This is a genomic window from Pseudomonas sp. PK-RTE-24 (assembly GCF_054052265.1).
Map to the genome: position 1 here is coordinate 501,709 of NZ_CM133224.1, position 24,559 is coordinate 526,267.

The following is a 24,559-nucleotide window of genomic DNA, read 5'->3' on the forward strand; positions in this document are numbered from 1 at the left end:
GCTGATGGCCTATAGACAGTCCGCGGCTTTCTTCTAGAATGCCTGCCACTGACATAACGGAAGGGATTCTCGGATGATCAACGCCAGCCTGCTGCAAATGGTGATCAATGCGTCGAATGACGGAATCGTGGTCGCTGAAAAGGAAGGCGAGCAGGACAACATCCTTATTTACGTCAACCCTGCCTTCGAGCGCATGACCGGTTACAGCAGTGAGGAAATCCTCTACCAGGACTGTCGTTTTTTGCAGGCTGGAGACCGTGATCAACCAAGTCTGCAACTGATTCGCGAGACATTGCGTGAAGGCGGTTCCTGCCGGGAAATCCTGCGCAACTATCGCAAGGATGGCACGCCGTTTTGGAACGAATTGTCATTGTCGACGATAAAAAATGCCGATGACGGGCAGACCTATTTCATCGGTGTGCAGAAAGATGTGACGGTTCAGGTCAAGGCGCAGCAGCGGGTTGCGCAGCTCGAAGCTCAACTGGCGGCGCTGCAAAGCGAGCTGGCGGCACTCAAAGCGACGAACGGCGCAAACAAAACCGCGAACTGACGGTCATTAACTACAATCACCAATGACTTTGTAACTATTCACTTCGAGTTAGCCATGCAGCGCGACGCCCTCCTCACCCAGGACGAGCTGGATTTCATCCAGACAATGCAGCACAACCCGCAACTGAACGTGCGGGATGCAACGTCGAGTCTGCTGGTTAATGGTGGTTCGCAGATCCGTGACCTGCTGACACGTCTGGCTGCTCACGAGCAGGTGACGATCCAGGCCAACTTCGAAAATCAGCAGATGACCTTCCCGCTGCATCTGGTGGAAGACGAGTTCCACGCACTGCATCTGCGTCTCGGGGTGCCGAGCATCTACGAAGACGGGCCGATGGTGCGCCCATGGCGTCTCGTACTCGAGGAGCCGGTGGCATTGGAAAACGCCAAAGGCCAGCCCGGCACGCTGTGGGTGCACGAGGTGTCGCACAAAGGTGTGTTGCTGGAAGTGCGCAACAAGACCAAACCACCGAAACATTTCGCCCTGTGGTTCAGCCCTTCCGGTTATGAGCGCATCTCGTTGCGCGGCCATTTCGAGCGTGAAACCGAGCAAGGTTTCTTCGCTTACGAACTGAGCCAGACCGATGCCGACGAAACCGAGCGCCTGCGCCAGTTCATCCTTCAACAGCATCGCCTGACCCACCCCGCCCTGCACGCCTGAGTCTCAGGTATCCAGCTTGCCTGCCATGAATTGCTTCATGCGTTGACGCATCGTTGCGCCCTCATTCCCCAGACATGCAACGGATGAACCGGCCAGACTGTCTTCGGCCAGTTCCGAGGCATCGCCGGCCAACATCAATTGGCAATCGAGGCTCAGTGCCAGACGATTCAGGCGCCGGGGCAGCTCTGGACCGGGGGCATGATTGGAAAACAGTACAAGTGCGTCAGGCTTGACCTTTTCGCAGACCAGCGTCAATTCATCGAACGGCTGGCCCGTGGTCAGCACCCGCACGCCAGAATCGTTGCCGCTGAGAAACAGCGCCGCGACCAGCAACTCAAGCTCTCTGCACTGCCCCGCGAGCGCGCTGACAATCACCCGGCGCGGTTGCGCACCACGCAACATGACAATGCGCTGCAGTACACGCACCCTGAGAAATCCGTCGAGAAACAACCATTCGCTGGTTTGCCCGAAAGCGTCCTGGCGCTGCAGCAGTTGACGCCACAACGGCATCAGAATGGCTTCGAACACCACCGGCAGCGCGTACGACGAGAAAATCTGCCCGTAGACGCGATCCAGCTGCTGATCGTCGAACGCACTGACCGCCTGCTGAACCTGCTCCTGCCATTGCTTGTAATCGGCCTGCACATGGTCATCGGGGATGAAGTTTGCCAGCACCTTCAGAGGCTCTGTTTTCGCCAGGATCTTGCCGACTTTGCTCACGGCCACGCCGCGATCGATCCAGTCGACAATGCTGCGCACGCGCTCGATATCGTTCATTGAATACAAACGATGCCCGCTTTCGGTGCGGGTCGGCTGGATGAGTCCGTAACGGCGCTCCCAGGCACGCAGGGTCACCGGGTTGACGCCAGTCAGGCGCGCCACTTCGCGGATGGGAAAAAGCTCTTCGCGCTCGATCGTGCCGAGTGCTGTCGAAGCCGGGCGAGGGTCCGTGATTACAGGCATCTGGCGGTCAACTTCCATGTCGGTTCATTGGATCCCATTTTAAACATGATGGACTGGAAACCTTCAAGTAGTGATCTGCGACGAAAGTGGCTGGTTTAATCGGCAAATTCAGGAATAATCCTTGCTTGTTGTAAAGCGCAAGCCTCTACCCCGGCTTGCGTCAGGCGAAGTTCTTACCCGGAGCGACGCACTCGAAATACGGAGATACAAAATGTCTACTTCCCCCGTCACGCTAATGGTAGCGCGTCGCGTCGCTGATGGCCGTTATCACGATCTTATCGCCTGGTTGCGCGAAGGCGAGCAACTGGCCACCGACTTCCCCGGCTACCTCGGCTCCGGCGTCCTCGCGCCACCGCCCGGTGACAACGAATTCCAGATCATCTTTCGCTTTGTCGATGAGCAGACCCTGCATGCGTGGGAATACTCGGCGTCGCGTACCGCCTGGCTTAACCGCGGCAGCGATTTGTTCGAACATCCTAAAGAGCACCGGGTCAGCGGCATTGAAGGCTGGTTTGGTGCTGCCGGCCAACGCCCGCCGCGCTGGAAACAGGCCGTGGCGATCTGGCTGGCGTTTTTTCCGGTGTCGCTGATATTCAACTTTGCCCTCGGCCCGCTCCTCGCTGAGCTGAGCCTGTTGCCGCGCATCTTGATCGGCACGGCGTGCCTGACGCCGCTGATGGTGTATTTCTTCATCCCGTTGTCGACGCGTCTGCTGGCGAACTGGTTGAACAGCACGCCGACGAGGCCATTGGCTGGCGCACCGTCGGCGCAGAATCGCTGATCTGCAGCGGGCGGCGAGCCTGTTATAGTTTTCGCTTCAACCGCGATGCGAGCCGCCCATGCCAGATTCCGCAGCCCCGATCCTCATCACCGGCGCCGGCCAGCGTGTCGGTTTGCACTGCGCGCAGCGCTTGATCGAGGATGGCCACCCGCTGATTTTCACTTACCGCACCGAGCGACCGGGCGTACAGGCCCTTCGCGATCTTGGCGCGACAGCGCTGTTCGCGGACTTTTCCAGCGAGGCCGGGATTCTTGCCTTCATCGATGCGCTGAAAGCCCACACCGACAGCTTGCGCGCCGTCGTGCACAACGCCTCCGAATGGCTGGCGGAAACCCAGGGCAGCGAAGCACAAGCCTTCAATCGCATGTTCAACATTCACATGCTCGCGCCTTACCTGATCAACCTGCACTGCGCCGAGTTGCTGCAGCGCTCGACGCCTGCCGACATCATCCACATCAGCGACGATGTCACCCGCAAAGGCAGCAGCAAGCACATCGGTTATTGCGCCAGCAAGGCCGGGCTCGACAGTCTGACCCTGTCGTTTGCCGCGCGCTTTGCGCCCGCCATCAAGGTCAACGGCATCGCCCCCGCGCTGTTATTGTTCAACCTCGACGATGACGCGGCGTACCGCACCAAGGCGCTGGCCAAGTCCGCCTTGGGTATCGAGCCCGGCAGCGAGGTGATCTACCAGAGCCTGCGCTATCTGCTCGACAATCCCTATGTCACTGGCACGACCCTGACCGTCAACGGCGGCCGGCACGTCAAATAGGCCGTCCCGCTTCAGCCGCGAGTCGAGTAAGATCCACCTGAACGCCTGCAATAGACTGGACGGAGCAAATCAATGCCACAACTTCAACCGGGAATGGCGCGCATCCGGGTCAAGGATCTGCGCCTGCGCACCTTTATCGGCATCAACGAGGACGAAATCCTCAACAAGCAGGATGTGCTGATCAACCTGACCATTCTGTACGCAGCGCAGGAGGCGGTGCGCGACAACGATATCGACCATGCGCTGAATTACCGCACCATCACCAAGGCAATCATCGCCCACGTCGAAGGCAACCGCTTCGCGCTGCTCGAACGCCTGACTCAGGAATTGCTCGACCTGGTGATGACCAATGCATCGGTGCTGTACGCCGAAGTCGAAGTCGACAAGCCCCACGCGCTGCGCTTCGCCGAATCGGTATCGATTACGCTCGCAGCGAGCCGCTAGCTTCAAGCCTCAAGCCGCAAGCTGTAAACTTTGCTCACAGACACCCATCTTGCAGCTTGAAGCTTGCCGCTTGAAGCTGTCTCGAAGAGACCCCCCATGACTGATCAACAACGCCTGGAACTCGAAGCCGCCGCCTTTCGCCGACTGGTCGCCCACCTCGACAGCCGCAAGGACGTGCAGAACATCGACCTGATGAACCTCGCCGGGTTCTGCCGCAACTGCCTGTCGAAATGGTACAAGGCCGAAGCCGACCAACGTCAGATCGAGGTCAGCCTCGATGACGCCCGCGAAGTGGTGTACGGCATGCCCTACGCCGAGTGGAAAGCCCAATACCAGCAAGAAGCCAGCGCCGAGCAGCAAGCAGCGTTTGCCAAAGGAAAACCCAATGACTGATCTGAACACCCTGCGCGCCAGCCTCAAGAGTGGCGAGCATGCTTTCGCCGACACCCTGGCGTTCATCGCCGCCGGTTACGACTACCAGCCGCAAGCATTCAACAACGGCGGCGTGGAAAATGCTGCCGGGCAGAACGAAGGCTCGTGCAAGACCCTGGGCCTGGCACTGCTGGAAGGTCTGAGCGATGAAGAAGCGCTGCTGGCGTTCGGCGAGCATTACCGTTCGGTGCTGGCGACGCCTGAGGGCAGCGATCACGGCAATATCCGCGCGTTGATCAAGCACGGCCTGGCCGGGGTGAAATTCAGCGCCCAACCCCTGAACCGCCGCTGATCCCAACAGCCACACATGCCCCCTGTGGGAGCGAGCCTGCTCGCGAAGACGGACTGACATTCAACGTTGATGTCGACTGATACACCGCTTTCGCGAGCAGGCTCGCTCCCACACTGGATGCGTGGCGACTGCGAATCTCGGGCACAAAAAAACCGGCCAATCTGGCCGGTTTTTTTTATGCCCTGCGGTCTTAGAACGTGGCGTTCTGCAAGCCGTCCAGGTAGCGCTCGGTGTCCAGTGCCGCCATGCAACCGGCGCCGGCCGAGGTGATGGCCTGACGGTAAACGTGGTCAGCCACGTCACCGGCAGCGAAGATGCCTTCGACGCTAGTGGCAGTCGCATTGCCTTCACGGCCGCCCTGCACAACCAGGTAACCGTCTTTGAGCGTCAACTGACCTTCGAACAGCGAAGTGTTCGGGGTGTGGCCGATGGCGATGAACACGCCGTCGACTTTGATCTCGTCGAAGCTGCCATCGTTGTTGCGCAGGCGCGCACCGGTCACGCCCATGTTGTCGCCGAGGACTTCGTCCAGGTTGGCGTTCAACTTGAGAATGATCTTGCCTTCAGCCACACGAGCGTTGAGCTTGTCGATCAGGATCTTCTCGGCGCGGAAGGTTTCGCGACGGTGGATCAGGGTCACAGTGCTGGCGATGTTGGCCAGATACAGCGCTTCTTCGACAGCGGTGTTGCCACCGCCAACCACGGCGACCGGCTTGTTGCGGTAGAAGAAACCGTCGCAGGTCGCGCAGGCCGACACGCCTTTGCCCATGAACGCTTCTTCCGACGGCAGGCCCAGGTAACGCGCACTGGCGCCGGTGGCGATGATCAGTGCATCGCAGGTATAGACGGCGCTGTCGCCGGTCAGGGTGTACGGCTTGGCAGCGAAGTCCACGGCGTTGATGTGATCGAAAACGATCTCGGTCTCGAAACGCTCGGCGTGCTCGCGCATGCGCTCCATCAGCACCGGACCGGTCAGGCCGTGGACATCGCCCGGCCAGTTGTCGACTTCGGTGGTGGTGGTCAGTTGACCGCCGGCCTGCATGCCGGTGATCAGCAGTGGCTTGAGGTTGGCGCGGGCCGCGTAGACCGCAGCGCTGTAACCGGCGGGGCCGGAACCGAGAATGATCACTCGCGAATGACGGACTTCAGACATGAATCTGCTCCTGTTGGCCGGCCATGAAAAAATCTGGCGCGGACGCCGGACGGCCGGCGGAATAAAAAAGGACCGTGGACACCTTGGGGAAGGCTTGAACTCGACAGTCCTGTAAAAAGTTGGGTGCAGCGTATCGAGGGGGGCAAGATTAAGGAAATACGGTTTAACAATCCAGCTCATAGGTGGTCTCTATGCCGAGACGCTGACGAGATAGACCTCTTTGTTACAGTGAATGTCGATTGCTCTGCCGCGCTTTCGCCGCTGTGGCAAAGCCGGTAACGTCGGCGCGTTTTCCCTTGCTTCGGAGCACCTTATGCCCGCCCCTGTTCTGTCAGGCCCGCAATACCTGCGCGAAGGCCTCAAACTGGTCCTGAGCCCTGGCCTGCGCCTGTTCGTGTTGTTGCCGCTGGCTATCAACCTGGTGCTGTTCGTCGGATTGATCTATCTGGCCGGCCACCAGTTCAGCCTGTGGGTCGACACGCTGATGCCGTCATTGCCTGAATGGCTGAGTTTCCTCAGCTATATCCTCTGGCCGCTGTTCGTGGTCCTCGTGGCCTTGATGGTGTTTTTCACCTTCACCATGCTCGCCAACATCATTGCCGCACCGTTCAACGGTTTCCTCGCGGAAAAAGTTGAAGTGGTGGTGCGCGGCACCGATGATTTCCCGGCGTTCAGCTGGGGCGAACTGATCGCGATGATCCCGCGCACCCTCTCCCGTGAAATGCGCAAGCTCGGCTACTTCCTGCCGCGCGCCATTGGCCTGTTCATCCTTTCGTTCATCCCGGTGGTAAATATCGTCGCCGCGCCGTTATGGCTGCTGTTCGGCGTGTGGATGATGGCCATCCAGTACATCGACTACCCGGCGGATAACCACAAACTCGGCTGGAACGAGATGCTCGCCTGGCTGCGGCAGAAGCGCTGGCAGAGCATGAGTTTTGGCGGGATCGTCTATCTGGTGTTGCTGATTCCGGTGGTCAACATCCTGATGATGCCGGCGGCGGTAGCCGGGGCGACGTTGTTCTGGGTGCGTGAACGTGGTGCCGAAAATCTGGTGATACAGCACTGACCGCGTCACAAATCCATCATCCAAATGTCACAACGTCGACATGGCCTCAGCCGACACTGAGGTCATGACGACAGCTCTACATATCACCCTCATCAGCGAAACCTTCCCACCGGAAATCAACGGCGTGGCCAATACCCTTGGCCGCTTGTGCGAGGGTTTGCGCGCAAGAGGGCATCAGGTGGAGCTGGTGCGCCCGCGCCAGGCCGGTGATCCACAACGCAGCGAAGACGATGCACTGTTGCTGTGTCGCGGATGGCCGCTGCCGGGCTATCCGGGGCTGCAATGGGGCCAGTCGTCGATGCATAAACTGCTGCGGCGCTGGAAACGCCAGCGCCCCGATGTGCTGTACATCGCCACGGAAGGCCCGCTGGGATTGTCGGCACTGCGTGCCGCACGGCGCCTGGGGATTGCGGTGGTGAGCGGCTTTCACACCAACTTCCAGCAATACACCAGCCAGTACGGCCTCGGTCTGCTGACGCGGATGCTTACCCACTACCTGCGCTGGTTTCACAATCGTTCGGCAATGACTTTAGTGCCGAGCGCCAGTCAGCGCCTGGAGTTGGAGCGGCGGCATTTCGAGCGGCTGGCGTTGTTGTCGCGGGGTGTGGACAGCCAGTTGTTTCATCCGAGCAAACGTCAGAGCGCGTTGCGTGAGCAATGGGGGCTCTCTGACACGGATATCGCGGTCATCCACGTAGGAAGGCTCGCCCCGGAGAAAAATCTGGGCCTGCTCAAACGCTGCTTTGAAACCCTGTGTGAGACTTATCCACAGCGCCATCTGAAGCTGATCGTGGTCGGTGACGGCCCGCAGCGTTCGGCGCTGGAAAAAGAATTGCCGGAAGCGATCTTCTGCGGCGCGCAGCGGGGTGAAGTACTGGCGGCGCACTATGCCTCAGGGGATCTGTTTGTATTTCCCAGCCTCACCGAAACTTTCGGCAATGTGGTGCTGGAAGCCCTGGCTTCGGGACTTGGCGTTATTGCTTATGACCAGGCAGCGGCGGCGCAGCATATTCGCCATGGCTACAACGGCGTTTCGGCAATGCCCGGCGATGAGCAGGCGTTTTGCGAAGCGGCGGCGTGGTTGCTGGAGGAAGATGAACGGTTGCGTTGTGTGCGGCTGAATGCGCGGCAGCATGGCAGTCGCCAGGGCTGGGCGGCGATTATCGAGCAATTCGAGGGGTATTTGCGGGGGGCTTGTGCGGGGGAGTTGGTGGTGCCTGGGGCGCAGACACAACCATAGATTTGCGTCGACATATAAACAGCGTTCGCGAGCAGGCTCGCTCCCACATGGACACCGCATTCCGTCATATGAAATGCAGTAGAGGGTGGGAGCAAGCCTGCTCGCGAAAAGGTCGAACTGGCGCTGCTTAAACCAGGGTCATCAACGCCTCACGACTGAACGGCAGAATATCCTGCTCACGTCCTTCACGGACTTTCTGCGCCCAGTCCGGATCGACCAGCAGCGCGCGGCCCACTGCTACCAGGTCGAACTCTTCTTTGTTCAGACGCTCCAGCAGATTTTCCAGGCTGGCCGGTTGCGCGACCTTGTCGGTGTTGACCATGAACTGCAGGAACTCGCCGTCCAGGCCGACGCTGCCCACGGTGATGGTCGGTTTGCCGGTCAGCTTGCGGGTCCAGCCAGCGAGGTTCAGATCCGAGCCGTCGAACTCCGGCTCCCAGAAGCGTCGGGTCGAGCAGTGGAAAATGTCCACGCCAGCGTCAGACAGCGGCTTGAGAAACTCGCTCAGCGCTTCGGGTGTTTGCACCAGACGCGCGGTGTAATCCTGCTGCTTCCACTGCGAGAAGCGGAAGATGATCGGGAAACCCTCACCGACAGCCGCGCGTACTGCTTGAATCAATTCGATGGCAAAACGCGAACGGTTGGCCAGGCTGCCACCGTATTCGTCGGTGCGCTGATTGCTGCCTTCCCAGAAGAACTGGTCGATCAGATAACCGTGAGCGCCATGGATTTCCACACCGTCCATGCCGATGCTTTGCGCATCTTTGGCCGCCTGGGCAAACGCGGCGATCACGTCCTGGATGTCCTGTTTGGTCATGCCGTGAACCACGACCTGACCGTCCTTGAGTTTTTCCGACGGACCGTAGCCCGGCACGCTGGCGTCCGGCTCGGTGCCAAGGCGACGTACGCTGCCGACATGCCACAGTTGCGGAACGATCTTGCCGCCCTCGGCGTGCACGGCGTCGACAACTTTTTTCCAGCCGGCCAGCGGCGCGTCACCGAAAAATTGCGGCACGTTTGGATAGCCATTGGACGCGATGTGGCCGACCGTGGTGCCTTCGGTGATGATCAGGCCAACCCCAGCGGCCGCACGTCGACGGTAGTACTCAATGACTTTTGAATTCGGCACGCCGCCCGGGGAGAACGAGCGGGTCATCGGCGCCATGACCACGCGGGTCGGCAGTTCGAGGGCACCGAGGTGGAACGGTTTGAACAGGGCTTGAACAGGCATCGAGAGGCTCCACGAAAACGTTGGCTACAGGCATGAATCGATATGACGCCGATAATATTAAGAGTCGAGAGCTCTGAACAGCATTATTGATTTTGGTGATTAAGGATCAAAAGATTGAAAAGCAAAAGATCGCAGCCTTCGGCAGCTCCTACACGAGATTGGTGTTCTCCCTGTAGGAGCTGCCGAGGGCTGCGATCTTTTGATGCTACTTTTCAGCCCAGCGCTTTTTCAATCGCATGCACGATGGTCGGATCATCCGGCGCCGTGCGCGGCGAGAACCGCGCCAGCACCCGGCCGTCCTTGCCGAGCAGAAACTTCTCGAAATTCCAGGTGATGTCGCCGGGAAACTCGGCGCCCTCGCCCGCCAGCAGGCGATACAACTGATGCCGTTCGTGGCCGTTGACTTCGAGTTTGCTCGCCAACGGGAACGTCACGCCATAGTTGAGGCTGCAGAATTCCTGGATTTCCTTTTCCGAGCCTGGCTCTTGACCGGCAAACTGGTTGCACGGCAGGCCCAGCACAGTGAAGCCTTTGGCCTTGTATTGCTGGTAGAGGTTTTCCAGTGCCGCGTACTGGGGGGTCAAGCCGCATTTGGAGGCCACGTTGACCACCAGCACGACTTGGCCCTTGAACGGCGCCAGCGGTAGCTCCTGACCATCCAGGGCGGTCAACTTAAGGTCGTGAAAAGCACTCATGCCGAACTCCAGGATTCTCGTGTTCTACTCGAAACAGCCACTTGGCGAGGCCACCAAGGACAGCCGCGGACTAAAAAGGCGCCCACAGGCGCCTCTCCAGTACTCGAAGCTTAGCGCAGAAAATCAGTGGTGATGGCCACCTTCGCCATGGACGTGACCATGAGCGATTTCTTCCTGGCTGGCGTCACGGATATCAACGATCTTAACCTTGAAGTTCAGGCGCTGACCGGCCAGAGGGTGGTTGCCATCAACGGTGACGTCGTCGCCGTCCAGGTCACGAATGGTGACGATCTGCATCTGGCCGTCCGGCGCCGAAGCGTGGAACTGCATGCCGACTTCCAGCTCGTCAACGCCTTCGAACATGCTGCGGCTCAGGGTGCTGACCAGCTCGGCGGCGTATTCGCCGTAAGCATCTTCCGGCTCAACGGCCACTTCCAGCTCGTCGCCGACAGCTTTGCCTTCCAGGGCTTTTTCCAGGCCCGGGATGATGTTGCCTGCACCTTGCAGGTAAACCAGCGGAGCGCCGCCGGCGGAGCTGTCGATGACCTCACCAGCGTCGTTGGTCAGGGTATAGTCGATGGAGACAGCCTTATTGGCGGCGATCAGCATGGGGCGAGACCTTTTGCATAAGAATATAGAAAGGCCAAGTTTAGCGAAGCAATCGCGTGAAAGCGACCACAACCCGGACAAACGGGTTTCGACCATCACCGGCTTTCATCAGGACGAAGATGGCCATTGGGTGGTCGAGCTTTCCTGTGGCCACACCCAGCACCTGCGCCACCAGCCGCCGTGGCAAACCCGCGCCTGGGTCCTGGATCCGGCGCAACGTATTGAAAAAACAGGTCAACCCTTTGCCTGCGGTTGGTGTGCACAAGGCTCGGTTAGCGATAACCTTGGCGACTGAATTTCGGTAGTCGGCCAGACATAGGCTGACACCCTTGCATAGAGAATTCCCATGCAAACTTTTTTTATCGCCCCCACCGATTTTGGCGTGGGTCTGACCTCCATCAGCCTCGGGCTGGTGCGCACGCTTGAACGCGCCGGGCTGAAAGTCGGCTTCTTCAAACCGATCGCCCAGCCGCACCCCGGCGACACCGGCCCTGAGCGATCCACCGAACTGGTGGCGCGCACCCACGGTCTGAAACCGCCGCAGCCGTTAGGCCTGGCGCACGTTGAACGCATGCTCGGCGACGGTCAGCTCGACGAACTGCTCGAAGAAATCATCGCCCTGTATCAACAAGCGGCGGTTGGCAAAGACGTGCTGGTGGTCGAAGGCATGGTGCCGACCCGCAGCGCCAGTTACGCCGCGCGGGTCAATCTGCACCTGGCCAAGAGTCTGGATGCCGAGGTGATTCTGGTCTCGGCGCCGGAAAACGAAGTGCTCGCCGAGCTTTCTGGCCGTGTCGAGCTTCAGGCTCAATTGTTCGGTGGCCCGAAAGATCCGAAAGTCCTCGGGGTGATCCTCAACAAGGTCAAGACCGACGAGAGCATGGACGCCTTCGCCACGCGTCTGAAGGAGCATTCGCCGTTGCTGCGCAGCGGTGATTTCCGCTTGCTTGGCTGCATCCCGTTTCAGCCGGAACTCAATGCGCCACGCACCCGCGACGTCGCCGACCTGATGGGCGCGCAAGTGCTCAACGCGGGCGACTACGAAACCCGGCGCATGAGCAAAATCATCATTTGCGCACGAACCATGCGCAACACCGTCGAGCTGCTCAAGCCCGGCGTGCTGGTGGTGACGCCGGGCGATCGCGACGACATCATCCTCGCCGTCAGCCTCGCAGCGATCAACGGCGTGCCGCTGGCCGGCCTGTTGCTGACCAGTGACACCCTGCCCGACCCGCGCATCATGGACCTGTGCCGGGGCGCGTTGCAGGCCGGTCTGCCGGTGTTGTCGGTGAGCACCGGCTCCTACGACACCGCCAATCTGCTCAATGGCCTGAACAAGGAAATCCCGATCGATGACCGCGAGCGCGCGGAGATCATCACCGATTTCGTCGCCAGCCACCTCGACGCCAACTGGCTGCATCAGCGCTGCGGTACGCCTCGGGAGATGCGCCTGTCGCCGGCAGTGTTCCGCTATCAATTGATCCAGCGAGCGCAAGCGGCGAACAAGCGCATCGTCTTGCCCGAAGGCAGCGAGCCGTTCACCGTGCAAGCGGCGGCGATCTGTCAGGAACGCGGGATCGCCCGCTGCGTGCTGTTGGCCAAGCCCGAAGACGTCGAAGCGGTCGCCCGCGCGCAAGGTATCGTGCTGCCGCCGGGTCTGGAAATCCTTGACCCGGACCGCATCCGCGAGCGTTACGTCGAGCCGATGGTCGCCCTGCGCAAGAGCAAAAGCCTCAACGCACCGATGGCCGAGCAGCAACTGGAAGACACCGTGGTGATCGGCACCATGATGCTTGCGCTGGATGAGGTCGACGGCCTGGTTTCGGGTGTGATCAACACCACCGCCAACACCATCCGCCCGGCCTTGCAATTGATCAAGACCGCACCGGGCTGCACGCTGGTGTCGTCGGTGTTCTTCATGCTGTTCCCGGAAGAAGTGCTGGTCTACGGCGACTGCGTGATGAACCCGCACCCGAGCGCCGCAGAACTGGCCGAAATCGCCCTGCAAAGCGCTGACTCGGCGGCCGCATTCGGTATCACTCCACGGGTGGCGATGATCAGCTATTCCAGCGGCGAATCGGCCCGCGGTGAAGAAGTCGAGAAAGTCCGCGAGGCGACTCTGCTGGCTCATGAGCAACAAAACTCGCTGCTGATCGACGGCCCGTTGCAGTACGACGCCGCCGCCAACGCCGACGTCGCCCGGCAACTGGCGCCGAACAGTCAGGTCGCCGGGCGCGCCACGGTGTTTGTGTTCCCCGATCTGAACACCGGCAACACTACGCACAAAGCCGTGCAGCGCAGCGCCGATTGCGTCAGCCTCGGGCCGATGCTGCAAGGCCTGCGCAAACCGGTGAACGACCTGCCGCGCGGCGCGCAAGTCGATGACATCGTCTACACCATCGCGCTCACCGCGATTCAAGCCGCCAACCGACCTATGGATGTGTAAATGCTGGATTTTCTACCCGCCCCCGTGCGCGGCGTGATCGCCTCGCTGCTGTTGGCGCTCAACACGATTCTGCTGTGCTCGTTTCTGTTCTGTGTGGCGCTGGTCAAGGCCCTGCCGTTTGCCTTTACCCAGCGCATTGCCGGTTGGCTGATGAGCCACACCCACGAGGCGTGGATCAGCAACAACAAGGGCTGGATGAATCTGGTACGGCGCACCCGCTGGCACGTCAGCGGCCTGCAAGGCCTCGACTATCAGCACTCGTACCTGATCACCAGCAACCACCAGAGCTGGGTGGATATTCTGGTGCTGCAATACGTGCTCAACCGCAAGATTCAACCGCTGAAGTTTTTCCTCAAGCAGGAGCTGATCTGGGTCCCGGTAATCGGGCTGGCCTGGTGGGCGCTGGGCTTTCCGTTCATGAAGCGCTACTCCAAGGCGTACCTGGAAAAACACCCGGAGAAGAAAGGCAAGGACCTGGAAACCACGCGCAAGACCTGCGCGAAATTCCGCCATAACCCGGTGGGGATTTTCAACTTCGTCGAAGGCACACGCTTCACCGAAGGCAAGCATGCGCAGCAGCAGTCACCGTTCAAGTACCTGCTCAAGCCCAAGGCCGGCGGGATCGCCTTTGTGCTGGATGCGATGGGCGAACAGCTGGAGTCGATCGTCAACGTGACGATTCATTATCCAGCGGGGCGTCCAGGGTTCTGGGATTTGCTCTGCGGCAATGTGCGCGATGTGGTGGTGCATTTTGAGGAAATCAAAATCCCGCCGGCATTCATCGGCAAGAACTACGACCAGGACGGCGAGTATAGATTGCAGTTCCAGGGCTGGATCAATCAGCTGTGGCTGGACAAGGATGCGTTGCTGGAGCAGATGCACCGCGAATATCCACCCAAACACTGACCCCTGTGGGAGCGAGCCTGCTCGCGAAAGCGGTGGATCAGCTTGCAAAGATGTTGAATGAGATAAAGCTTTCGCGAGCAGGCTCGCTCCACAGTTGATCGTTCCCACGCTCCGCGTGGGAATGCAGCCCGGGACGCTCCGCGTCCCTGCCGAAGCGGACGCGGAGCGTCCAATGAGGCATTCCCACGCGGAGCGTGGGAAGGATCACCCAACACTAAAAAGCCCGCCGATGATCACTCACCGGCGGGCTTTTCATTGATGGCTAACGCTTAAATCGCGCCACGCTGCCGCAACAGCTCCAGCACTTGCTTGACGCTTTCTTCCAGACTCAGCGACTGCGTGTCGATCACCAGGTCGGCGTTGAGCGGCACGTCGTACGGGAAGGATTCGCCCGGGATATTGTCGCCGCCAGCAGCGTACAGCCCTTGCGGATCACGCTCGGCGCACACGGTCGGCGAGGCCTGCACGTAGACCGTCAGCAAGCGATCCTTGCCGATCAGTTCCTTGGCCTGCTCGCGACCTTCGGCACTTGGCGCGACGAACGCGGCCAGGGTCAGCAGCCCCGCTTCGTTGAACTGACGCGCCACGTGGGCGGCTCGACGCCAGTTCTCGGTACGCCCGGCGCGATCCTGTGGCAGACCTTTGTTCAAGTCATGACGCAGGTTCTGGCCATCCAGTACAAACACCGCGCGGCCCATGTCGAACAGCTTGCGCTCGACCGCATACGCCAGGGTGCTTTTACCCGCGCCGGACAGGCCGCTGAACAGCACGGTGGCCGGTTGCTGGCCGAAGCGCTGGGCACGTTCTTCGGTCGCCACGTGGGCCAGTTTGCCGTGGTGGGTGGCGGTGCCATGGGCCACTGGCTGAGCGACGATCATGCCGGCGCCAACGGTGCCGTTGGTCAGGCGATCGATGACGATGAACGCGCCGGTGGTGCGGTTGCTTTCGTAACCGTCGAGGGCGATCGGCGCGTCGAGCGCGATCTTTACCTTGCCGATTTCGTTGAGCTGCAACGCGCTCGCCGGGCCTTCTTCCAATGTGTTCACGTCGACCTTGTTGACGATGCTGGCGATGGAGCCCGGCACGTAACTGGTGGCGCGTTTGATGTCGTATTTCTTGCCCGGCAGCATCGGCTCTTCAGCCATCCACACCAGCATCGCTTCGAAGCTGTCGGTGACCGGCGGCACGTTGTCGGCATGCACCAACAGGTCGCCACGGGAGATATCGATTTCGTCTTCCATGGTCAGGGTTACCGCCTGACCGGGACCTGCGTGCTCCAGTTCACCTTCGAAGGTGACGATGGATTTCACCCGGCTGCTCTTGCCCGACGGCAGCACCACGACTTCGTCGCCCTTGTGCACGATGCCGCTGGCCAGGGTGCCGGCGAAACCACGGAAATTCAGGTTCGGACGGTTGACGTACTGCACCGGGAAACGCAGATCGGTGAAGTTGCGATCGCCCGCCACTTCCACTGTCTCGAGAATTTCCATCAGCGACTGGCCGGTGTACCACGGCGAGCGCTCGGACTTGTTCACCACGTTGTCGCCTTTAAGGGCAGACATCGGCACGAAGTGCATGCTGGTCGGCTTCATCTTCAAGCCTTCGGCGAACTTCAGGTAGTCGGCCTTGATCGACTCGAACACGCCTTCGTTGAAGTCCTTCAAGTCCATCTTGTTGATGGCAACGACGATGTGTTTGATGCCCAGCAACGAAGCAATGAAGCTGTGACGACGGGTCTGGGTCTGCACGCCGTAACGGGCGTCGACCAGAATGATCGCCAGGTCACAGGTGGACGCACCGGTGGCCATGTTGCGGGTGTACTGCTCATGGCCGGGGGTGTCGGCGATGATGAATTTGCGCTTGGCGGTGGAGAAATAGCGGTAAGCGACATCAATGGTGATGCCCTGCTCACGCTCGGCCTGCAGACCGTCGACCAGCAATGCCAGGTCGATGTCGTCACCGGTGGTGCCGACTTTCTTCGAATCGCGGGTGATCGCTTCGAGGTGATCTTCGTAGATCATCTTCGAGTCGTGCAGCAGGCGCCCGATCAGGGTGCTCTTGCCGTCATCGACGTTACCGCAGGTCAAAAAGCGCAGCAGCTCTTTACGTTCGTGCTGGCCCAGGTAGGCGAGGATGTCCTCGCTGATCAAATCAGAAACATGCGACATGACAGCCCCTTAGAAATAGCCTTGACGTTTTTTGTCTTCCATCGAGCCTGCGCCATCGTGGTCGATGACCCGGCCCTGGCGCTCGGAAGTTCGCGTCAGGAGCATTTCCTGAATGATGTCCGTCAGGCTTTCGGCCTCGGACTCCACCGCGCCCGTCAACGGGTAGCAGCCAAGGGTGCGGAACCGCACTTTCTTTTTCACGATGCGCGCTTTGTCTTCATCGGACAGGTGCTCGAGGATGCGCTCGTCGTCGATCATGATCAGCGTGCCGTTCTTCTCGATCACTTCGCGTTCGGCGGCGAAGTACAGGGGCACAATCGGAATGCCTTCGAGATAGATGTACTGCCAGATGTCCAGCTCGGTCCAGTTCGACAACGGGAACACACGAATGGATTCGCCCTTGTTGACCTTGCCGTTGTAGACGTTCCACAGCTCCGGACGCTGGTTTTTCGGGTCCCAGCGGTGCTTGCTGTCACGGAACGAGTACACGCGCTCTTTGGCGCGGGATTTCTCTTCATCGCGACGGGCGCCGCCGAACGCTGCGTCGAAACCATGCTTGTCGAGTGCCTGTTTCAGGCCTTCGGTTTTCATGATGTCGGTGTGCTTGGCGCTGCCGTGGGTGAACGGGTTGATGTTCTGCGCCACGCCATCGGGGTTGATGTGGGTAATCAGGTCCAGGCCCAAGTCTTCGACCATCTTGTCGCGGAACTTGTACATTTCCTGGAATTTCCAGCGGGTGTCGACGTGCATCACCGGAAACGGCAGTTTGCCCGGGAAGAACGCCTTGCGTGCCAGGTGCAGCATCACGGCGGAGTCTTTACCGATGGAGTACAGCATCACCGGGTTATCGAACTCGGCGGCCACCTCGCGGATGATGTGGATGCTTTCCGCCTCCAGCTGTTTCAGATGCGTCAGTTTGTCGACCATGGCTACTCACGAAAGCTTTCTTATGAACGGCCAGCGGGCCGTGTTCGAGCGAGGAATCCTAGCACAGCGACCTCTTCTAATCAGGACGCCAACTAGATCGAAAGGGTATATGAATATGCCCACCAGTTCGGCCGTCAGGGCCGAACGTGGGAGCGAGCCTGCTCGCGAAGGCGGAGTGTCAGGCACCTTTGTATTGAAGGTCTGACGCCTTCGCGAGCAGGCTCGCTCCCACAGGAGTTTGCGGTGAGCTCAGATCGGGTTGGGGCAATCGATGAAGATGTGCTCAAGGGCAAAGCGCTTCGCCAGATACTCGCCCAGCGCCTGCACGCCATAGCGTTCGGTGGCGTGATGGCCGGCGGCAATGAAGCTGATGTCGTTTTCCCTGGCACTGTGGAAAGTCTGCTCGGAGGCCTCGCCACTGATGAACAGATCGACCCCCGCCGCCACGCCCTGATCGATATAACCCTGGCCGCCGCCAGTGCACCAGCCGACGCGGCGGATCATGCCGCTGCCTTCGATCAGCAGCGGCTCGCGGCCCATGACTTCTTGCACCTTGCGCGCGAAATCCCGCGCAGTCATCGGCTCATTCAGCGAACCGACCAGCCCGACGACTTTCGGGTTGCTCGGGTCCAACGGCCCTTCAACAGTGATGTCGAGCTGACGCGCCAGTTGCACGTTGTTGCCAACGTCCGGGTGCAGATCCAGCGGCAGGTGATAAGCGAGCAGACTGATGTCGTGCTTGAGCAAGGTTTTCAAGCGGCGCTGTTTCATGCCGGTGACGCAGGGGTTTTCGCCTTTCCAGAAATACCCGTGGTGGACCAGGATCAGGTCGGCCTCGGCCTCGACGGCGGCATCGAGCAACGCCTGGCTGGCGGTGACGCCACTGACGATGCGCATCACCTGCGGGCGGCCTTCGACCTGTAATCCGTTGGGGCAATAATCGGCAATTTTCGCACTGCCCAGGTAACGGTCGGCTTCTTCGACGAGGGTGCTGAGGGCAACGGCCATGAAAGACTCCTAAATATCCCGTTCAGAGGCGCGCGCGGCCTCGTATAATGCGCGACATTATGGGCGGTCTGACCTCGCCTGCAACCTTTCCAGGAACGTGCTTAATGCTCAAGGCGCTGCGTTTTTTTGGCTGGCCGCTGTTGGCCGGTGTGCTTATCGCTCTGTTGATTATTCAGCGTTACCCCGAGTGGGTCGGGCTGCCGAGCCTCGATGTCAATCTGCAACAGGCGCCACAGACCACCATCGTGCAACAGGGGCCGGTGTCCTATGCGGATGCGGTGGGCATCGCCGCGCCGTCGGTGGTCAACCTGTACACCACCAAGGTCATCAACAAACCGGCGCATCCCTTGTTCGAGGATCCGCAGTTCCGCCGTTTCTTCGGTGACAACTCGCCGAAACAGAAGCGCATGGAATCGAGCCTCGGTTCCGGGGTGATCATGAGCCCGGAAGGCTACATCCTCACCAACAACCACGTCACCAGCGGCGCCGACCAGATTGTCGTGGCATTGAAGGACGGTCGCGAAACACTCGCACGGGTGATTGGCAGCGATCCTGAGACTGACCTGGCTGTCCTGAAGATCGACCTGAAAAACCTCCCGGCAATCACCGTCGGCCGCTCCGACAGCATTCGCATCGGTGACGTCGCGCTCGCTATCGGCAACCCGTTCGGCGTCGGTCAGACCGTGACCATGGGCATCATCAGCGCCACCGGCCGCAATCAGTTGGGCCTGAACAACTACGAAGACTTCATCCAGACCGATGCGGCGATCAACCCGGGCAACTCCGGCGGTGCGCTGGTCGATGCCAACGGCAACCTCACCGGAATCAACACGGCGATCTTTTCCAAGTCCGGCGGCTCGCAAGGCATCGGCTTTGCCATTCCGGTGAAACTGGCGATGGAAGTGATGAAGTCGATTATCGAGCACGGCCAGGTGATTCGTGGCTGGCTGGGCATCGAAGTGCAACCGCTGACTCAGGAACTGGCGGAGTCGTTTGGCTTGTCCGGGCGCCCTGGGATCGTCGTCGCCGGAATCTTCCGTGACGGCCCGGCGCAGAAAGCCGGCCTGCAACTGGGCGATGTGATTCTGAGCATCGATGGCGAGCCCGCCGGCGATGGTCGCCGCTCGATGAACCAGGTGGCGCGGATCAAACCGACCGACAAGGTGACAATTCAGGTCATGCGCAACGGCAAGGAACTGAAGCTGACGGCTGAAATCGGCCTGCGTCCACCACCGGCACCGGTGAAAGAAAAAGAAGAGTAAAAATGTTTTCGCGCCAGCGGCGCGAATAACAGACATTCTCAACGGGCATGTTATATTGTTTCAATTCTAGCAATTGGAACAACATAACATGTCGTCTCGCAAAAAGGCCTCACTGTTGGGCCTGACTCTGGGTTTGCTCTGCGATCCCGCCTTCGCCGATGAGCCGCAGCCCGTTGAGCTGGAAGCCATCAGCGTCACCTCCGACTACGAATCACCCACCGGCCCGGTCAGCGGTTATCGCGCGACTCGCTCGGCCAGTGCGACCAAAACCGACACGGCGATACGCGATATCCCACAAGCCATCAGCGTGGTCCCGGCCAGCGTGCTCTCGGATCTGGGCAGCAGCAGCGTCGAACGTGCGCTGGATTTTGCTGGCGGCGTATCGAAGCAGAACAACTTCGGCGGCCTGACCCTGTACGAATACAGCGTGCGCGGCTTCACCACGTCCGAGTTCTACAAGGACGGTTTCAGCGCCAATCGCGGCTACCCGAGCACGCCAGATGCGGCCAACATCGAGCGCATCGAAGTGCTCAAAGGCCCGGCCGCCAGCCTGTACGGCCGGGGCGATCCCGGCGGTACGGTGAACATCGTCACCAAGAAACCGCAGCCCGAAGCGTTCACCACTGTGCAAACCAGCGCCGGCAGTTGGGACCGCTACCGCACCGCGCTGGACGTCAACACGCCCCTCGATGATCAGGGCGATTTGCTCTCGCGCATCAACCTCGCCGTAGAAGACAACAACAGCTTTCGCGACCACGTCGACAGCCAGCGGGTCTTCGTTGCGCCCTCGATCAGTCGGCAGTTGAGCCCGGACACATCGCTGCTGGTGGAGAGCGAAATCGTCCGTCACAACTCGACGTTCGATCGTGGCGTTGTGGCGCCGAACAACAAATGGAGCGGCGTATCGCGCTCGACGTTCTTGGGCGAGCCCAACGACGGCAACATCGACAACCACAACAACCTGCTCCAGGCCACTCTTGAACACCATCTGAACGACAGCTGGAAACTGCGTCTGGCCAGCCACTACAAGGAAGGCAAGCTCTGGGGCGACGCCACGGAACAACGCGCGCTGAACGCCGACGGCCATACGGTCAACCGCCGCTTGCGCGAACGCGACACGAGTTGGCACGACAGCATCACCCAACTGGAACTGCGCGGTCTGTTCGACCTCGGGCCGTGGCAGCATGAATTGCTGATCGGCACCGAGTACGAGAATTACCGCAAGGACGAACGCGTCACCACCATTGCTGGCGGCCCCTACGCCATCGACATCTATAAGCCGGTCTACGGCCAGCCGAAACCCAACGGCGCACGCTCGGGCACCGACTTCTTCGAACACGTCGAAAGTCATGCGCTGAATCTGCAGGACCAGATCATCTTCACCGACAAGCTGCGCGGCATGCTCGGCGCGCGCTTCGAGCACTTCGATCAGCGCATCGACGATCACAGCCGCAACGCCAAAAGTCAGCAACGCCACGACGCGCTGACTCAACGCGCCGGCCTGCTCTATCAGCTCACGCCTAATACCGGCCTGTTCGCCAACGCCTCGACTTCGTTCAAACCGAACAACGGCCTGGATGCATCGGGCAAATCCTTCGACCCGGAAGAAGGTGTCGGTTACGAAGTGGGGATCAAGAACGAACTCTTCGATGAGCGGGTGAGCAGCACCCTCGCCTTCTTCCACATCGACAAGGAAAACGTCCTCGCCCTTGATCCGGGCACTGACACCAGCCGCGCGATGGGCAAGGCGCGCAGTCAGGGCTTCGATTGGCAAGTGAGCGGCCAGGTGACCGACGCGGTGCGGGTCATCGGCGCCTTCGCCTACATCGACGCCGAGGTGACCAAGGGCGACGCGACCATTCCTACCGGCAGCCGCATCCTCGGCGTGGCGAAACGCAGCGGCAGTCTGCTGGGTGTGTATGAATTTCAGGATGGCCGTCTGCGCGGTTCAGACGTCGGCGCAGCGTTCACCTACGTCGGCGATCGCTCGGGCGAATCCGGCAGCGACTTCGAATTGCCGGCCTACCAGACCGTCGACTTGCTCGCACATTACAAGGCCAGCGACAACGTCACGGTCGGCCTGAACCTGAACAACATCTTCGACGAGAAATATTACGAGCGCTCCTACAGCAACTACTGGGTCAACCCCGGCGAGCCGCGCAATTTCACCGTCAGCCTGACACTCAACCTGTAAAAGGACGTCATCATGCACTACGGCAAATCCCTTCTGCTCATCGCTGCGCTATTCACCGGCCAAGTGTCGGCCCACGGCCTGTGGACAGAGGAACGACGCGGCAACATCGAGGTGGTCTACGGTCACGGCGCCGAAGACAACGCCTTCAAGGCACAAAAAGTCAGCGGTGCCTGGGCTTATGACGCAAGCGGCAAAATGATCCCGGTCAGCGTCGAGCGCCTGGCCGATCATGCCCGTTTGAAACCATTGAAGCCGCCGGCGCTGATGGCCGTGGCGCTGAACAATGGCATGTGGTCGCAGACGGCGGACAAGAAGTGGATCAACGAGGGACGCAGCAAAGTGCCCGGCGCCACCGAGGCCACGCAGACCTTCAAGTACAGCCTGTCGATCTATCAGCCGGGGGCGAAATTGCCGAAACTGGACCAGATCAAACTGCTGATCCTGCCGGAGGTCGATCCGCTGACGGTCGGGCCGGGCAAATCGTTACCGGTGCGGGTGCTGCTCGATGGCAAACCGGCGGCAGGTGTGAAGTTATATGGCGACTATCGCAGCGCGCCAAACACCCTGAGCACCGAGACCGACAAGGACGGGCGTGCGCAGGTGCTGGTGCGTAATGAAGGGTTGAATGTGATTGCGGCGCAGGTTGAAGTGCCGGTGAAGGACAGTGTGGATGTGGACAGTCGTGGGTTGTTCAGTTCACTGACGTTCCTTGGCGAGCCGCATCACGAATAAAAGCACACCCTCACCCCAGCCCTCTCCCGGCGGGAGAGGGAGCCGACCGAGTTGTCTTGCGGGATACATCGACCTGAAAGACCGAGTTGATTATGGATTCAATACAAATCGTTCAAGTCGGTGAACCTCTGCAATATTCCCCATTCAGCCCCCTCTCCCTCTGGGAGAGGGGGCCGACCGAGTTGTCTTGCGGGATACATCGACCTGAAAGACCGAGTTGATTATGGATTCAATACAAATCGTTCAAGTCGGTGAACCTCTGCAATATTCCCCATTCAGTCCCCTCTCCCTCTGGGAGAGGGGGCCGACCGAGTTGTCTTGCGGGATACATCGACCTGAAAGACCGAGTTGATTATGGATTCAATACAAATCGTTCAAGTCGGTGAACCTCTGCAATATTCCCCGTTCAGTCCCCTCTCCCTCTGGGAGAGGGGGCCGACCGAGTTGTCTTGCGGGATACATCGACCTGAAAGACCGAGTTGATTATGGATTCAATACAAATCGTTCAAGTCGGTGAACCTCTGCAATATTCCCATTCAGTCCCCTCTCACTCTGGGAGAGGGGGCCGACCGAGTTGTCTTGCGGGATACATCGACCTGAAAGACCGAGTTGATTATGGATTCAATACAAATCGTTCAAGTCGGTGAACCTCTGCAATATTCCCCATTCAGTCCCCTCTCCCTCTGGGAGAGGGGGCCGACCGAGTTGTCTTGCGGGATACATCGACCTGAAAGACCGAGTTGATTATGGATTCAATACAAATCGTTCAAGTCGGTGAACCTCTGCAATATTCCCCGTTCAGTCCCCTCTCCCTCTGGGAGAGGGGGCCGACCGAGTTGTCTTGCGGGATACATCGACCTGAAAACCGAGTTGATTATGGATTCAATACAAATCGTTCAAGTCGGTGAACCTCTGCAATATTCCCCATTCAGTCCCCTCTCCCTCTGGGAGAGGGCTAGGGTGAGGGGCTTTTGCTTTTAGAGGTCGCCAAGGCCGTCGATCAACGCCTGATTCTGCTCCGGCGTACCCACCGATATCCGCAAGAACTGCGCAATCCGTTCCTGCTTGAAGTGCCGCACGATCACGCCCTGCTCGCGCAGCTTGGCCGCCATGCCCGCCGCATCATGCTGCGGGTGGCGAGCGAAGATGAAGTTGGCCGCCGACGGCAGCACTTCAAAGCCTTTAGCCTGCAACTGCGCCACCACCCATTCGCGGCTCTCGATCACCTGACGACAGGTCTTGTCGAAATACTCGCGATCTTCGAAAGCCGCCGCCGCGCCGACAATCGCCAGACGATCCAGTGGATAGGAGTTGAAGCTGTTCTTGATCCGCTCCAACGCCTCGATCAGATCCGGGTGCCCTACCGCCAGACCGACACGCAGGCCGGCCAGCGAGCGTGACTTGGACAGCGTCTGCGTCACCAGCAGGTTCGGATAGCGATCCACCAGATTGATCGCCGTCTCGCCACCGAAGTCGATGTACGCCTCATCCACGACTACAACCGAATCTGGACTGGCCTTGAGGATTTGCTCGACGGCGTCCAGCGCCAGCAGGCATCCGGTCGGGGCGTTCGGGTTGGGGAAAATGATCCCGCCATTCGGTTTGGCGTAGTCGGCCGGGTTGATCTGGAATTGCGCATCCAGTGGCACCGCATCGAATTCAATGCCGTACAGACCGCAGTAGACCGGATAGAAGCTGTAGCTGATGTCCGGGAACAGCAGCGGCTGATCGTGTTGCAGCAGACCGTGGAAGATGTGCGCGAGCACTTCGTCCGAACCGTTGCCAAGGAACACCTGACTGGTTTGCACGCCGTAATATTCGGCCACGGCGTTTTTCAGCAGATCACTGTTCGGGTCCGGATACAGGCGCAAGTTGTCGTTGAGTTCGGCTTGCATCGCCGCCAGCGCTTTTGGCGACGGGCCATACGGATTTTCGTTGGTATTGAGCTTGACCAGTTTGGTCAGCTTCGGCTGTTCGCCCGGCACGTAGGGCACCAGATCCTTGACGAACGGGCTCCAGAATTTACTCATC

At 59.8% G+C, this 24,559-nt stretch carries 24 protein-coding genes; 15 read left to right on the forward strand and 9 right to left on the reverse strand.

Annotation, left to right across the window (positions count from 1 at the left end; all coding sequences use genetic code 11):
• The first annotated feature begins 73 nt into the window (after window positions 1-73).
• Together ACV8MC_RS02260 and ACV8MC_RS02265 are read left to right on the forward strand one after the other, a co-directional pair.
• Window positions 74-550 carry a PAS domain-containing protein gene (locus ACV8MC_RS02260; RefSeq protein WP_457264343.1) on the forward strand — a complete coding sequence of 159 codons (477 nt, stop codon included), beginning with the start codon at window positions 74-76 and terminating at the stop codon, window positions 548-550.
• A 54-nt stretch (window positions 551-604) separates the two neighbouring features.
• The gene (locus ACV8MC_RS02265; protein ID WP_024011639.1) at window positions 605-1,210 is read left to right on the forward strand and encodes a hypothetical protein; all 606 of its coding nucleotides are present in this window, start codon (window positions 605-607) and stop codon (window positions 1,208-1,210) included.
• Between the two features lie 3 nt (window positions 1,211-1,213).
• Here the strand turns inward: ACV8MC_RS02265 and ACV8MC_RS02270 are convergent, their stop codons facing one another.
• The gene (locus ACV8MC_RS02270; protein WP_095180389.1) at window positions 1,214-2,173 is read right to left on the reverse strand and encodes a MerR family transcriptional regulator; all 960 of its coding nucleotides are present in this window, start codon (window positions 2,171-2,173) and stop codon (window positions 1,214-1,216) included.
• Between the two features lie 211 nt (window positions 2,174-2,384).
• Here ACV8MC_RS02270 and ACV8MC_RS02275 point away from each other — a divergent pair, with 211 nt between their 5' ends.
• The 5 genes from ACV8MC_RS02275 to ACV8MC_RS02295 all read left to right on the forward strand — a co-directional run bounded on the left by ACV8MC_RS02275 (window position 2,385) and on the right by ACV8MC_RS02295 (window position 4,891).
• Window positions 2,385-2,954: an antibiotic biosynthesis monooxygenase gene (locus ACV8MC_RS02275; RefSeq protein ID WP_041477999.1), complete on the forward strand. Its 570-nt coding sequence runs from the start codon at window positions 2,385-2,387 to the stop codon at window positions 2,952-2,954.
• 58 nt (window positions 2,955-3,012) lie between these two features.
• Window positions 3,013-3,723, forward strand: a complete 711-nt coding sequence (folM, locus tag ACV8MC_RS02280) for a dihydromonapterin reductase (protein ID WP_457264345.1) — start codon at window positions 3,013-3,015, stop codon at window positions 3,721-3,723.
• A gap of 72 nt (window positions 3,724-3,795) precedes the next feature.
• A complete protein-coding gene (gene folX / locus ACV8MC_RS02285) occupies window positions 3,796-4,167 on the forward strand; it encodes a dihydroneopterin triphosphate 2'-epimerase (RefSeq protein WP_016771653.1) in 372 nt (123 codons plus the stop codon).
• 96 nt (window positions 4,168-4,263) lie between these two features.
• Window positions 4,264-4,560 carry a DUF1244 domain-containing protein gene (locus ACV8MC_RS02290; RefSeq protein WP_056782977.1) on the forward strand — a complete coding sequence of 99 codons (297 nt, stop codon included), beginning with the start codon at window positions 4,264-4,266 and terminating at the stop codon, window positions 4,558-4,560.
• A complete protein-coding gene (locus ACV8MC_RS02295; RefSeq protein WP_039759326.1) occupies window positions 4,553-4,891 on the forward strand; it encodes a HopJ type III effector protein in 339 nt (112 codons plus the stop codon). Before ACV8MC_RS02290 ends, ACV8MC_RS02295 begins: the two co-directional genes overlap by 8 nt.
• Before the next feature lie 190 nt (window positions 4,892-5,081).
• Here the strand turns inward: ACV8MC_RS02295 and trxB are convergent, their stop codons facing one another.
• Window positions 5,082-6,044 carry a thioredoxin-disulfide reductase gene (gene trxB / locus ACV8MC_RS02300; RefSeq protein ID WP_016771656.1) on the reverse strand — a complete coding sequence of 321 codons (963 nt, stop codon included), beginning with the start codon at window positions 6,042-6,044 and terminating at the stop codon, window positions 5,082-5,084.
• Between the two features lie 313 nt (window positions 6,045-6,357).
• On the opposite strand from trxB, the gene cysZ reads away from it, so the two are divergent.
• The gene (cysZ, locus tag ACV8MC_RS02305) at window positions 6,358-7,110 is read left to right on the forward strand and encodes a sulfate transporter CysZ (RefSeq protein ID WP_038861129.1); all 753 of its coding nucleotides are present in this window, start codon (window positions 6,358-6,360) and stop codon (window positions 7,108-7,110) included.
• Window positions 7,111-7,150: 40 nt separating this feature from the next.
• On the forward strand, window positions 7,151-8,350 hold the full coding sequence (locus ACV8MC_RS02310) for a glycosyltransferase family 4 protein (protein WP_095180386.1): 1,200 nt from the start codon (window positions 7,151-7,153) through the stop codon (window positions 8,348-8,350).
• Window positions 8,351-8,477: 127 nt separating this feature from the next.
• Here ACV8MC_RS02310 and ACV8MC_RS02315 read toward each other — a convergent pair whose 3' ends face one another.
• The 3 genes from ACV8MC_RS02315 to ACV8MC_RS02325 form a co-directional block, all read right to left on the reverse strand.
• Window positions 8,478-9,581 (reverse strand): NADH:flavin oxidoreductase, encoded by a 1,104-nt coding sequence (locus tag ACV8MC_RS02315; protein WP_150636122.1) that lies wholly within the window; start codon window positions 9,579-9,581, stop codon window positions 8,478-8,480.
• A 212-nt stretch (window positions 9,582-9,793) separates the two neighbouring features.
• The gene (locus tag ACV8MC_RS02320; RefSeq protein WP_041477992.1) at window positions 9,794-10,276 is read right to left on the reverse strand and encodes a glutathione peroxidase; all 483 of its coding nucleotides are present in this window, start codon (window positions 10,274-10,276) and stop codon (window positions 9,794-9,796) included.
• 123 nt (window positions 10,277-10,399) lie between these two features.
• Window positions 10,400-10,885, reverse strand: a complete 486-nt coding sequence (locus ACV8MC_RS02325; RefSeq protein WP_056782966.1) for an FKBP-type peptidyl-prolyl cis-trans isomerase — start codon at window positions 10,883-10,885, stop codon at window positions 10,400-10,402.
• Here ACV8MC_RS02325 and ACV8MC_RS02330 point away from each other — a divergent pair.
• Genes ACV8MC_RS02330 through ACV8MC_RS02340 form a run of 3 tightly spaced genes read left to right on the forward strand, consistent with a single transcriptional unit; the run spans window position 10,854 to window position 14,237 of the window.
• Window positions 10,854-11,180 (forward strand): DUF3565 domain-containing protein, encoded by a 327-nt coding sequence (locus tag ACV8MC_RS02330; RefSeq protein ID WP_082530248.1) that lies wholly within the window; start codon window positions 10,854-10,856, stop codon window positions 11,178-11,180. The genes ACV8MC_RS02325 and ACV8MC_RS02330 overlap by 32 nt on opposite strands.
• A 51-nt stretch (window positions 11,181-11,231) precedes the next feature.
• A complete protein-coding gene (pta, locus tag ACV8MC_RS02335; RefSeq protein ID WP_457264349.1) occupies window positions 11,232-13,331 on the forward strand; it encodes a phosphate acetyltransferase in 2,100 nt (699 codons plus the stop codon).
• Window positions 13,332-14,237 (forward strand): acyltransferase, encoded by a 906-nt coding sequence (locus ACV8MC_RS02340; RefSeq protein ID WP_056782964.1) that lies wholly within the window; start codon window positions 13,332-13,334, stop codon window positions 14,235-14,237.
• Between the two features lie 269 nt (window positions 14,238-14,506).
• Here the strand turns inward: ACV8MC_RS02340 and cysN are convergent, their stop codons facing one another.
• From cysN to ACV8MC_RS02355, 3 genes are all read right to left on the reverse strand, one after another.
• Window positions 14,507-16,405 (reverse strand): sulfate adenylyltransferase subunit CysN, encoded by a 1,899-nt coding sequence (gene cysN, locus ACV8MC_RS02345; RefSeq protein WP_323621674.1) that lies wholly within the window; start codon window positions 16,403-16,405, stop codon window positions 14,507-14,509.
• Between the two features lie 9 nt (window positions 16,406-16,414).
• Complete coding sequence (gene cysD, locus ACV8MC_RS02350; RefSeq protein ID WP_016771664.1) at window positions 16,415-17,332, reverse strand: sulfate adenylyltransferase subunit CysD; 918 nt, start codon at window positions 17,330-17,332, stop codon at window positions 16,415-16,417.
• Window positions 17,333-17,581: 249 nt separating this feature from the next.
• Entirely contained in the window at window positions 17,582-18,340 is a 759-nt protein-coding gene (locus ACV8MC_RS02355; protein ID WP_024011629.1) for a Nif3-like dinuclear metal center hexameric protein, read from the reverse strand.
• A gap of 104 nt (window positions 18,341-18,444) precedes the next feature.
• Here ACV8MC_RS02355 and algW point away from each other — a divergent pair, with 104 nt between their 5' ends.
• The 3 genes from algW to ACV8MC_RS02370 all read left to right on the forward strand — a co-directional run bounded on the left by algW (window position 18,445) and on the right by ACV8MC_RS02370 (window position 22,528).
• Window positions 18,445-19,602 carry a Do family serine endopeptidase AlgW gene (gene algW, locus ACV8MC_RS02360; protein ID WP_016770590.1) on the forward strand — a complete coding sequence of 386 codons (1,158 nt, stop codon included), beginning with the start codon at window positions 18,445-18,447 and terminating at the stop codon, window positions 19,600-19,602.
• Between the two features lie 88 nt (window positions 19,603-19,690).
• Window positions 19,691-21,796 (forward strand): TonB-dependent siderophore receptor, encoded by a 2,106-nt coding sequence (locus tag ACV8MC_RS02365; RefSeq protein WP_457264352.1) that lies wholly within the window; start codon window positions 19,691-19,693, stop codon window positions 21,794-21,796.
• Between the two features lie 12 nt (window positions 21,797-21,808).
• Window positions 21,809-22,528: a DUF4198 domain-containing protein gene (locus ACV8MC_RS02370; protein WP_457264354.1), complete on the forward strand. Its 720-nt coding sequence runs from the start codon at window positions 21,809-21,811 to the stop codon at window positions 22,526-22,528.
• A 977-nt stretch (window positions 22,529-23,505) separates the two neighbouring features.
• Here the strand turns inward: ACV8MC_RS02370 and hisC are convergent.
• Entirely contained in the window at window positions 23,506-24,558 is a 1,053-nt protein-coding gene (hisC, locus tag ACV8MC_RS02375; RefSeq protein ID WP_457264356.1) for a histidinol-phosphate transaminase, read from the reverse strand.
• Window position 24,559 lies beyond the last annotated feature (1 nt).